The sequence below is a fragment of the Bradyrhizobium genomosp. III genome (genome assembly GCF_000261705.1).
GTDB classification, from domain to species: Bacteria; Pseudomonadota; Alphaproteobacteria; order Rhizobiales; family Xanthobacteraceae; genus Bradyrhizobium; species Bradyrhizobium ottawaense.
In genome coordinates this window covers 1-9,339 of sequence record NZ_AJQF01000275.1, presented here as the reverse complement: position 1 = coordinate 9,339, position 9,339 = coordinate 1, and the positions used below count along the sequence as shown (strand labels likewise).

10 protein-coding genes and 1 pseudogene are annotated in these 9,339 nt (G+C 65.3%); 3 read left to right on the top strand and 8 right to left on the bottom strand.

Annotation, left to right across the window (positions count from 1 at the left end; genetic code table 11):
- Window positions 1-247: pseudogene (locus IC66_RS0123290) on the top strand (PQQ-dependent catabolism-associated CXXCW motif protein); the annotation flags it as partial.
- A gap of 122 nt (window positions 248-369) precedes the next feature.
- On the opposite strand, the gene IC66_RS0123285 reads toward IC66_RS0123290, so the two are convergent.
- The 6 genes from IC66_RS0123285 to IC66_RS0123260 form a co-directional block, all read right to left on the bottom strand.
- Entirely contained in the window at window positions 370-669 is a 300-nt protein-coding gene (locus IC66_RS0123285; RefSeq protein WP_028142690.1) for a copper-binding protein, read from the bottom strand.
- A 130-nt stretch (window positions 670-799) separates the two neighbouring features.
- A complete protein-coding gene (locus IC66_RS0123280; protein WP_028142689.1) occupies window positions 800-1,408 on the bottom strand; it encodes a hypothetical protein in 609 nt (202 codons plus the stop codon).
- Window positions 1,405-2,253: an ABC transporter permease gene (locus IC66_RS0123275; protein WP_028142688.1), complete on the bottom strand. Its 849-nt coding sequence runs from the start codon at window positions 2,251-2,253 to the stop codon at window positions 1,405-1,407. The genes IC66_RS0123280 and IC66_RS0123275 overlap by 4 nt, the downstream gene beginning before the upstream one ends.
- Window positions 2,250-3,056 (bottom strand): ABC transporter ATP-binding protein, encoded by an 807-nt coding sequence (locus IC66_RS0123270; protein ID WP_028142687.1) that lies wholly within the window; start codon window positions 3,054-3,056, stop codon window positions 2,250-2,252. Before IC66_RS0123270 ends, IC66_RS0123275 begins: the two co-directional genes overlap by 4 nt.
- A complete protein-coding gene (locus IC66_RS0123265) occupies window positions 3,053-4,021 on the bottom strand; it encodes a YVTN family beta-propeller repeat protein (RefSeq protein WP_038949207.1) in 969 nt (322 codons plus the stop codon). The genes IC66_RS0123270 and IC66_RS0123265 overlap by 4 nt, the downstream gene beginning before the upstream one ends.
- Before the next feature lie 8 nt (window positions 4,022-4,029).
- On the bottom strand, window positions 4,030-5,211 hold the full coding sequence (locus IC66_RS0123260) for an ABC transporter substrate-binding protein (RefSeq protein WP_038949206.1): 1,182 nt from the start codon (window positions 5,209-5,211) through the stop codon (window positions 4,030-4,032).
- Between the two features lie 60 nt (window positions 5,212-5,271).
- Between IC66_RS0123260 and IC66_RS0123255 the strand changes: the two genes are divergently transcribed.
- Window positions 5,272-5,844, top strand: coding sequence for a DUF3280 domain-containing protein (locus IC66_RS0123255; protein WP_028142684.1), 573 nt, complete (start codon window positions 5,272-5,274; stop codon window positions 5,842-5,844).
- 168 nt (window positions 5,845-6,012) lie between these two features.
- Here the strand turns inward: IC66_RS0123255 and fghA are convergent, their stop codons facing one another.
- Together fghA and IC66_RS0123245 are read right to left on the bottom strand one after the other, a co-directional pair.
- The gene (gene fghA, locus IC66_RS0123250; RefSeq protein WP_028142683.1) at window positions 6,013-6,858 is read right to left on the bottom strand and encodes an S-formylglutathione hydrolase; all 846 of its coding nucleotides are present in this window, start codon (window positions 6,856-6,858) and stop codon (window positions 6,013-6,015) included.
- A gap of 74 nt (window positions 6,859-6,932) precedes the next feature.
- Window positions 6,933-7,553: a response regulator gene (locus IC66_RS0123245; protein WP_018320706.1), complete on the bottom strand. Its 621-nt coding sequence runs from the start codon at window positions 7,551-7,553 to the stop codon at window positions 6,933-6,935.
- A 142-nt stretch (window positions 7,554-7,695) separates the two neighbouring features.
- On the opposite strand from IC66_RS0123245, the gene IC66_RS0123240 reads away from it, so the two are divergent.
- Complete coding sequence (locus IC66_RS0123240) at window positions 7,696-9,054, top strand: histidine kinase (RefSeq protein ID WP_038949205.1); 1,359 nt, start codon at window positions 7,696-7,698, stop codon at window positions 9,052-9,054.
- Window positions 9,055-9,339 lie beyond the last annotated feature (285 nt).

The following is a 9,339-nucleotide window of genomic DNA, read 5'->3' as shown; positions in this document are numbered from 1 at the left end:
CGGCAGTTTGCCGCCAGCCATGGACGATTATCTCCAGCGCGGCCTCGCACAGGCCTCGCGTGGCGACAAGGCCGCGCTGCTGGTGATCTATTGCCTCGCCGATTGCTGGATGTCCTGGAACGCCGCCAAGCGCGCGCTGGCGTATGGCTATTCCAACATCGCCTGGTACCCCGACGGCACCGACGGCTGGGAGCGCGCCAAGCTTCCGACAGAGGAGGTGCAGCCGGAGCCGCGGCCCGAGCAGTAGACGTCGTCATGCCCGGGCTTGTCCCGGGCATCCACGTTCTTCACGCTGCGTGGCCAAGCGTGGATGGCCGGGACAAGCCCGGCCACGACGGCGGTGCGAACGGGGAGAGGCGAAGCAAGCGCCTACTGCTTCTGCAGCTTCGTCAGCGTGCCCGTGCCGTTGTTGTCGGTCGCAGAATAGTTCACCCTGTCGCCGGCATGAACGGCCTCCAGCATCGCGGCGTCCTTGGTTTTGTACTCCTGGAGCGCGCCGGCGCCGCCAGCGCTACCACCGACGGTGCCCTTCTGCGTCTGCTGGATCGAGATCGTGCCGTTGAGCCGATCGATCCGCATGACCATTCCGGTCATGTCGTCGGCAAGAGCGCTGGTTGCGAGCATGCTGAGGGCCGCAGCGCCCGCAAAGATGAATCTGGTGGTTCCCATCGAGGCCTCCCGACGTCTTGGAGTTCACTTCGACAAGCCATCCTAGATCGATTTGGTTCCGGCAGATAGCCGGGCAAAGGTTAACCGGGCCGATCCGGGAACCTTGTCGTGGCCTCCAGCGAGGCGGGCGCTATTCCATTTCCTGCTGGATCACGCGGCCAAGTGCGAACAGGCGCTGGTCGATCGTGGTGGGAACCTCGCAGACGAATCGCACGACCTTGTTGCGGTCCTCGAAAATGCGGGTCTTCCAGATCAGTTCGTTGCTGAGCGTTTCGACCTTGGCCTCGTCGCGCGGCGTCGCGCCCTGCAGTGCCTGAAGGGCGATCGCCTCCTCGCGAATCTTGTCGGCGGCCTCGCGCTGCTTGCGGCTGACGCGTTCGAGCCCGGCCATCACCTGGGAGCGCTGGGCATTGAGCGTGTCGAACAGGCCGGCGAACAGGAGCTTCGCCTTCGCGGTCTTGTCAGTGGCGGAGGCGGCCAGAAATTCCTTCACGGACTTTTCGGCCTCATCGAGCGGCGTTTTGCGCGCCGATAGTTTTGCGACCAGTGCGCTGACCTTGGCGTCGTCTTTCCATGTGTTCTGGACGTCGTCGAGCGCCGGGCCGGCCCAGACGGCGGCAAGCGAAATCTCCGGCACCTTGGCCTGGGTGCAGGGCCAGTCGGGATAGCGTGGATCGGCCGCGCGCGCGGCCGTGCCCGACAGCGCCAGCGCCACAACAGCCATCGCCAGAACCTTCATCCTTCGCCTCCTGCGGGCCCCCGTCGCGCCAGCCCACGCGAGGGATCATAGGCCAGAATCGCGCCGATCATGAAGACGATTGTGCAAGCCGCGACCACTGCCAGCGAGATCCAGTTGATTTGCCCGTAGAGCGCAAAACGGATCAGCTCGACGGCATGGGTGAACGGATTGGCCTCGCAGAGGTAGTACAGATAGGGGCTGCCCTCCTGCACCCGCCACAGCGGGTAGAGCGCGGACGAGGCGAAGAACATCGGGAAAATGACGAAGTTCATGACGCCTGCGAAGTTCTCGAGTTGCTTGATGCCGGAGGAGATCAGCATACCGAGCGAGCCCAGCATCAGCCCGGACAGGATCAGCGCCGGCAGCACGGTCAGATAGCCTGACGACGGCGGGGTGATGTCCCAGAACCAGGCGATCAGCAGGAACGCATAGACCTGGAGCAGCGACACCGCCGTGCCCGCCAGCAGCTTGCAGAACAGCAGGAACCCGCGCGGCAGCGGGCTCACCAGCAGCGTGCGCATGTTGCCCATCTCGCGGTCGTAGACCATCGAGAGCGAGGATTGCATGCCGTTGAAGAGCTGGATCATCGCCATCAGCCCGGGCGCGATATAGACCTCGTAGAGGATGTAGGTCTCGTAGGGCGGGATGATGGAGATGCCGAGCACCTGACGGAAGCCGGCGGCGAAGATGAACAGCCACACCAGGGGCCGCACCAGCGCCGAGACGAAGCGTTCGCGCTGATGCAGGAAGCGCAACCCCTCGCGCCAGACGATGCCGGTAAGGCAGGTGAGGTACTCCTGGACCGAGAAGCCGCGCGGCACCTCGCGCGTGGTGATGCTGCTCATGCGCCGCCTCCCGGCATGGTTTGCGCGCCGGTCAGGCGCATGAAGGCGGTGTTGACGTCCTGCGCGCCGGCCTCGGTGACGACGCGGCTCATCGGCCCCTGCGCCAGCACCTTGCCCTGGTGCAGCACCACGAGGTCGTCACTCGGCATGATCTCGTCGAACAGATGCGTGGCCCAGAGCACGCCGATGCCTTGCTCCGTCACGAGTTGGCGGACCTGGCTGATGATGTCGGCGCGCGCCTTGACATCCAGGCCGACGGTCGGCTCGTCCAGCAACAGCAGTCGCGGCCGGTGCAGCAGCGCCCGCGCGATCTCCAGCCGCCGCATCTGGCCACCGGAGAGATCGCGCACCTTGCTGCCGGCGCGGTCAGCGAGCCCGATGCGGCCGAGCAGCTCGGCGCTGCGTGCGGCGGCCTCGCTCCGGCTGATGCCGTGGAGGGCTGCGTGATAGAGCAGGTTCTGGGTCAGCGACAGGTCGAGATCGAGCGTACGTGGCTGGAACACGACGCCGAGCAGCCGCAGCGCCTCGCCGGGGCTCTTGCTGATGTCGTGGCCGAAAATGCCGACCCGGCCGCTCTGGATGCCGAACAGGCGCGTGATCAGCGAGAACAGCGTGCTCTTGCCGGCGCCGTTGAGGCCGAGCAGGGCGGTAAAGCTCGCCGGCTGCACGTTGAAAGAGACGTTGATCAACGCACGCCGCTGCCCATAGGCATGACTGACGCCGTCGATCGACAGCGCCGGCACCGCCGCCGCTTCTAGCTTCGGCGCCTCCTGTGGCCCGGGAATCGGAGCGGGGCTGGTCATGGCGCGATCGTGATGCCCCAGGGCAGTTCGCCCACCTGAATCGTCTTGATCACCTTTTGCGCGGCGACGTCGATGACGGAAACGTCGTTCGACACGCCGTTGGTGGTGAGCAGATATTTTTCGTCGGGCGTGAACGCCATGTGCCAGACCCGCTGCCCGACCAACAGGTATTTCGTCACCTTGCGCGAGGCGACGTCGACCACGGCAATGCGGTTGGCGGGGCCGAGCGCGATGAAGGCGGTCTTGTCGTCCTTGGTCATGCCGATGCCGACGGGCTGGATCGCCTCTTTCCTCAGGCCCGGGATCTCGAACGTGACCTTGCCGATCACCTCGTGCTTCTTCGGGTCGATCACCGAGACGGTGCCGCCGATCTCGGAGGAGACCCACACTTCGGAAGCATCGTGCTTGAACTCGGCAAAGCGCGGCCGCGCATCGACCAGCACGTTGGCGACGATCTGGCGCGACGCCGTGTCGATGAAATGCGCCATGTTGGTCGTTTCCGACGTGTTGATCAGCGTCTTGCCGTCGGGACTGATGGTCATGCCCTCGGGCTCTACGCCGACCTGGATGTCGCCGAGCCGGGCGCGCTTCTCGAGGTCGATCACGGTCACCGTGTTGTCGTTCTCGTTGGCGACGTAGAGGATCTTGCCGGCGGCATCCTGCGCGAACAATTCCGGATCGGGTCCGGAGGGCAGGCTGTCCACCACGGCTTGCGTCTTGGCGTCGATCACCTGGATGGTGTCGTCGTCGCCGACCGCGACCATCACGAATTTGCCGTCGCGCGTGAAATCGATGCCGCGCGGGCGCTGGCCGACCTTGATGGTCTTGGTCACGGTCCAGCTCTCGGTGTCGATCACCGTGACCGTATTGCTCTTCTCGTTCGAGACATAGGCGATGAACGCATGCGCAGGTGCTGCCGCCAGCGCCAGTCCGGACAGAAGCCCCACGCGCCACATGCGCAACATTTGCGTTCTCACTTCAGCTTGCATTTGCTCTCCGGACGATCGTAGCCGAGCGTGTCGAGCTCGGAGACCTGGTGCAGGAAACCCTCCTGCGGCGAGACCGACACCACCATGCGGCCGTCGACAAGGAGGATGGGCTGGCGCAGCTGCAGATTCCAGTCGCGCAGGGTCAATCGCGTGCCCTTGAAGGCGGCGACCGAGAAATCCGGGCCCTTGATGAAATCAGTCACCTTCTTGACGTCGCCCGAATTGGTGCGCGAGGTGGCTTCGCCGATCATGCGGGCCGCGGTCCAGGCCTGCATGTCGAGTGCGGTCATGCGCCGCGCGTTCAGCTTGACGAAGCGGTTCTGCATCTGGATCGCGCCCCACTGGTCCTGCGATGCGTCCCAGCTGCGCGGCACCAGGCCGGCCGAGCCCGCAACGGGGCGGGGATCCCAGGTGCGATAGGGCAAATACGCGCCGAACACCTCGCTCTCGTCGGCGGCGACCAGTACGTCGTAAGCAGGCGCGCCTTGCGTGAACACCGGCATCTGGCGCTGGATCAGCGTCACGCCGCTATCGGTGCGGCGCGCGCCGCCCTTGTCCTCGAACGTCTTCTCCTGAACGATCTTGGCGCCGAACCGCGTGGCGGTGCGCCGGAGTGCATCGGCGAACAGCTTATCTTCATCGTGCGAGCCGACCACGAGCAGCCAGCGCGACCACTTTTTCCAAACCAGATATTGCCCGAGCGCATCCGCCAGCATTGCGCGCGTCGGTGCGGTGTGGATCACGTTGGCGCGGCAATCGGCCTCGCGCAGCCGCTCGTCGATCGCCCCCGCGTTGAACAGCAGCGTGCCGCGGTCGCGCAAGGCGTCCGAGACTTTCAGCAGCGCATCGGCGGGCAGGTCGGCGATGATGAAGCCGTTCTTCTCCGCGAGCGCGGTCGCGGCCTGGACGACGTCCTCGCCTTCCTTGATGCGGCGCTCTTCCAGCGCGAACCGCTGGCCCAGGAATTTGCCGGTGGTATTGTTGTCCTCGATCGCGAGCCGCGCGCCGGCGAGGCCGTCATTCTCCGCAGGCTGCTCGACCAGCGACAGTGTGGATCTGGTGCCGGCGACGCCGAGATAGCCGACGCCGATCAGGGCAGGCTCCGCCGCGAGCGCGCTCGTCGCAGCAAGACCTAAGCCAATCAGGCCGGCCAACCATCGGATCATGTTTCCTCCAAGCGTTCTCCCCCGCTTGACCGCCGGTAGAGAATTGTCTCTGCTTCAAGCATGACCAATTTGTCAGGGCATGCAACCCCGCATTTCGTCCCCGCGCGTGCGAGGCCTGGAATCACGATCATGCGAGCATTGATGATGATCGCCGCTTTGCTGTTGACGCCTTCGCTCGCGCGCGCCGATCCACCGAAGCTTGCCGTGTTCGATTTCGAGCTGATCGACACCAGCCTGCCCGGGGAGTTCTACGGCTCCAGGCCCGAAGAGGCGCGGCTCGTGCTCATCAGCGAGCAGTTGCGCAAGGAATTGACGGAGTCCGGCAGGTTCCAGGTGCTCGACATCGCGCCGGTCAGGGATGCCGCCCGTCACGCCAACTTACAGGCCTGCGGCGGCTGCGATCTCAAGCTCGCGGGCGAATTGGGCGCTGACCTCGAGATCACCGGCATGGTGCAGAAGGTCTCGAACCTGATCATCAATCTCAACATCTATTTGCGCGACGTGAAGACCGGCAACATGATCGCCGCCGCGAGCGCCGACATGCGCGGCAACACGGATGAAGCCTGGACCCGCACGATGAGCTACCTGATCCGCAACCGGCTATTGGCGCCGAATTACGGCAAGCGGGAGTAGGGGCGCTCTTTACCCTCCAGAATCGTAGGGTGGGCAAAGGCGCACTTGCGCCGTGCCCACGATCAATCAATGATTCGAGAGAAATCGTGGGCACGCTTCGCTTTGCCTACCCTACGATACTGCGCTCGCGGAGAGATATCCCTCATCACGAGGTGAGGAGAAAGCCGATCACCCCTTCAGCTTCTCCGCATGCCAGTGCAGATGATCGCCCATGAAGGTCGAGATGAAATAATAGCTGTGGTCGTAGCCCGCCTGACGCCGCAGCGTCAGCGGGATGCCCGCCTTGCTGCAGGCGGCTTCGAGCAGCTCGGGCTTCAGCTGTTCTTTGAGGAAATTGTCGGCCTCGCCGACGTCGACCAGGAAGCCCGAAAACTTCGCGCCATCCTCGATCAGCGCCACCGTGTCGTGGCCGCGCCAGGCGTCCTTGTTCGGCCCGAGATAGCCGGTCAGCGCCTTGGTGCCCCAGGGCACGAGCGAGGGCGCCACGATCGGCGCGAAGGCGCTCGCGGCGCGATAGCGGTGCGGGTTGCGCAGCGCCACCGTCAGCGCGCCGTGGCCGCCCATCGAATGGCCCATGATCGATTGCCGTTTGGCGTCGACGGGAAAATTTCCCGCGATGAGCTTGGGCAATTCGTCCGTGACATAGCTCCACATCCGATAATTGCGCGCGAACGGCTCCTGCGTGGCGTCGACATAGAAGCCGGCCCCTAAGCCGAAATCATAGGCATTGTTGGCGTCGCCCGGCACGTCGGCGCCGCGCGGTGAGGTGTCGGGCGCGACGAAGATCAGGCCGAGCTCGGCGCAGGCCTTGCGGAATTCGCCCTTCTCGGTGACGTTGGCATGGGTGCAGGTGAGCCCGGACAGATACCAGACCACGGGCAGCTTGGCGCCGTCGGCATGCGGGGGAACATAGACCGAGAACACCATGTCGGTTCCGGTCGCCTGGCTGGCATGGCGATACACGCCCTGCACGCCGCCGTAGGATTTGTTGGTCGAGACAGTCTGAATCGTCATGCCTTCACTCCGTGGCATCTCACCACATCAATATTGCAACGCTTGTGTGACCGAATTTGTGGCAGCTGCCCGCGTCAGGCAACACCGCTGTCGATCGCCAGCCGCACCAGCTCGACCGAGGTCTTCACCCCGAGCTTCTGGCGCATGATGGACGAGGTGTTGGCGACCGTCTTGTAGGACGATTGCACCAGCCAGGCGATCTCGGACAGGCTCTTGCCGGCGCTGAGCAGCCGCAGGATCTCCATCTCGCGCGCATTCAGCTTGGACAGCGGGCTTTGCGCCAGCGTCGGTCCTGCGAAGGCGATGCTGCGCGCGATCGCGCTCGGCAGGTAGGTGCCGCCGCCGCCGACGGCGCGGATCGCCTCGACGAGGTCGTCGGGGTCGCCGGTCTTGGAGACGTAGCCCTTGGCGCCGCACTCGATCGCGCGCGCGGCAAAGGCCGGGTCGTCGTTCATGCTGAACATGATGATGCGGGCCTCGGGCGCGCGCTCGAGGATGCGGCGCGCGAGCTCGAAGCCGGAGACGGTCGGCAAATTGATGTCGATGATGCAGAGGTCGGGGCGTTCGACGATGAAGACGCACTCGCCGTCCTCGGCGTCGGCGGCCTCCAAAATCTCGATCTCGCCCTCGTCGGCCAGCACGGCACGGCAGCCGGAGGCGACAATGGGATGATCGTCGACGATCAGAATGCGCATAGGCGTTTCCTTGTGACAGCGTCGGCCTGTTTCGCGCCCGGCCGGGATTGCTGTACGCTTCCGATTAGATATCGGGCGCTTCGCCGCTGTCAACGTCATCGGACAGCGGCGGGCGAGGCTTCGCGAGGCACGGGCGACACCAATGTGGCAAAATCTATCCTTGCGCGGGCGCATCAACCTCTTGCTGGCGCTGCTGCTGGCGCTGGGGCTCGCCGTGAATATCGGCCGCCAGGTCGCCGAGGCAGGTCCCCGCGTGCAGGCCGAGGACCAGAGCGTGATCCGGCTCGCGCGCGAATTCATCGAGATGATCGTGGCCGATCTCAACGAGGCGCCCGATCCGGATGCCAGGCTGAACCAGATCGCGCGCGACCTCAGCCGCCTGCGCCATGTCAGCATCGCGCTTCGGGACACCGGCGGCAATGCGCAGACGCCGCCCCGGCTTGACACTGACGCCGACACGCGCGGGCCGCCGGCCTGGTTCGTCAGCCTGGTCCATCCCGAGCAGACCGCGGTGAGCGTGCCGGTCTCGATCCGCGGCAAGCCCGGCTCGCTCCTGATCACCTCGCATCCCGATGACGAGATCGCGGAGATCTGGGACGGCATCGTGACTCAGCTCGAGGTCGGCACGGCGATCGCGCTGGCACTGTTTTTCCTGATGATGAAAGTGGTTGGCCGGGCGCTGGCGCCACTCCAGTCGCTGGCGGAGGCAATGGGGAAGCTCGAAGGCGGACATTACGAGGCGCGCGTCGCACCGGGCGGCGCGCCGGAGCTCGCCGCAATCTGCACCAAGCTCAACCACCTTGCCGCAACCCTCGGTGAGGCGGTCGAGGACAAGCGGCGCCTCGCCGAGCGGGCGGTGTCGCTCCAGGACATCGAGCGCAAGGAGATCGCGCGCGAGCTCCACGACGAGTTCGGGCCGTATCTGTTCTCGCTGCGGGCGCATGCCGGCGCCCTGGCGAAGCAGGCGGATGGACGCGTCCCGAATGCGGAGGCGGTGCGAAAACATGGCAGCGCCATGCTGGAGCAGATCAACGCGCTGCAGCAGTTCAACCGCCGCGTGCTGGAGCGCCTCCGCCCCGTCGGCCTCGCCGAGCTCGGGCTGCGCCAGGCGCTCGAATCGCTGTCGCGGCTGTGGCGGGAATCGCATCCCGACGTCGCCATCGAGACCACGATCTCGCCCGCGCTGGGCACCACCGGCGAGACCGCCGATCTCACCATCTATCGCATCGTGCAGGAGGCGCTCACCAACGTGTTCCGCCACGCCGGCGCGACCTCGGTCAATGTCGTCATCGAGCCGGCGCAGCAGATGGCGCAGGACGGCCGCTGCTGCGCGCGGGTGCGGGTCAGCGACAATGGCCGCGGCATGGAGCCGGGCCAGAAGCTCGGCTTCGGCCTCGTCGGCATGCGCGAGCGGATTCTGGCGCTGGGCGGCACGCTCAACGTCGTCTCCGGCGATAGCGGTTTGACCGTGGAAGCGCTGGTTCCGACCGCGGCCGCCTGATCGCTCTCCCGAGGTGATCGGGAAAAATTCCCGATTTGGTCGGGAAAACGGGAGCGGATAGCGCCCGATCTTTTGTGGCTGGCGTGCGACCGGCCGCTGATTACACTTCGTCTCAACCAATCGGCGAAAATCAAAACAGCCGGTGGTCACGGATGGGAAGGCGGGGATGGGCAAGGTTCTTTCGTTCAAGCGTCGTTTGTTGATGGCCTCGGTGTCGACCGGTCTGGTGTCCGGGGTGGTTTTGGCGGGCCCCGCCGGGGCCACGCAAAACGAGGAGACCAACGT

What these genes read in the sequence shown, in the direction of transcription:
- IC66_RS0123255 (WP_028142684.1), top strand. Translation starts at nt 5,272, where the DNA reads ATGACCAATTTGTCAGGGCATGCAACCCCGCATTTCGTCCCCGCGCGT.
- IC66_RS0123275 (WP_028142688.1), bottom strand. Translation starts at nt 2,253, where the DNA reads ATGAGCAGCATCACCACGCGCGAGGTGCCGCGCGGCTTCTCGGTCCAG.
- IC66_RS0123260 (WP_038949206.1), bottom strand. Translation starts at nt 5,211, where the DNA reads ATGATCCGATGGTTGGCCGGCCTGATTGGCTTAGGTCTTGCTGCGACG.
- IC66_RS0123270 (WP_028142687.1), bottom strand. Translation starts at nt 3,056, where the DNA reads ATGACCAGCCCCGCTCCGATTCCCGGGCCACAGGAGGCGCCGAAGCTA.
- IC66_RS0123280 (WP_028142689.1), bottom strand. Translation starts at nt 1,408, where the DNA reads ATGAAGGTTCTGGCGATGGCTGTTGTGGCGCTGGCGCTGTCGGGCACG.
- IC66_RS0123265 (WP_038949207.1), bottom strand. Translation starts at nt 4,021, where the DNA reads ATGTTGCGCATGTGGCGCGTGGGGCTTCTGTCCGGACTGGCGCTGGCG.
- IC66_RS0123245 (WP_018320706.1), bottom strand. Translation starts at nt 7,553, where the DNA reads ATGCGCATTCTGATCGTCGACGATCATCCCATTGTCGCCTCCGGCTGC.
- IC66_RS0123240 (WP_038949205.1), top strand. Translation starts at nt 7,696, where the DNA reads ATGTGGCAAAATCTATCCTTGCGCGGGCGCATCAACCTCTTGCTGGCG.
- IC66_RS0123285 (WP_028142690.1), bottom strand. Translation starts at nt 669, where the DNA reads ATGGGAACCACCAGATTCATCTTTGCGGGCGCTGCGGCCCTCAGCATG.
- fghA (WP_028142683.1), bottom strand. Translation starts at nt 6,858, where the DNA reads ATGACGATTCAGACTGTCTCGACCAACAAATCCTACGGCGGCGTGCAG.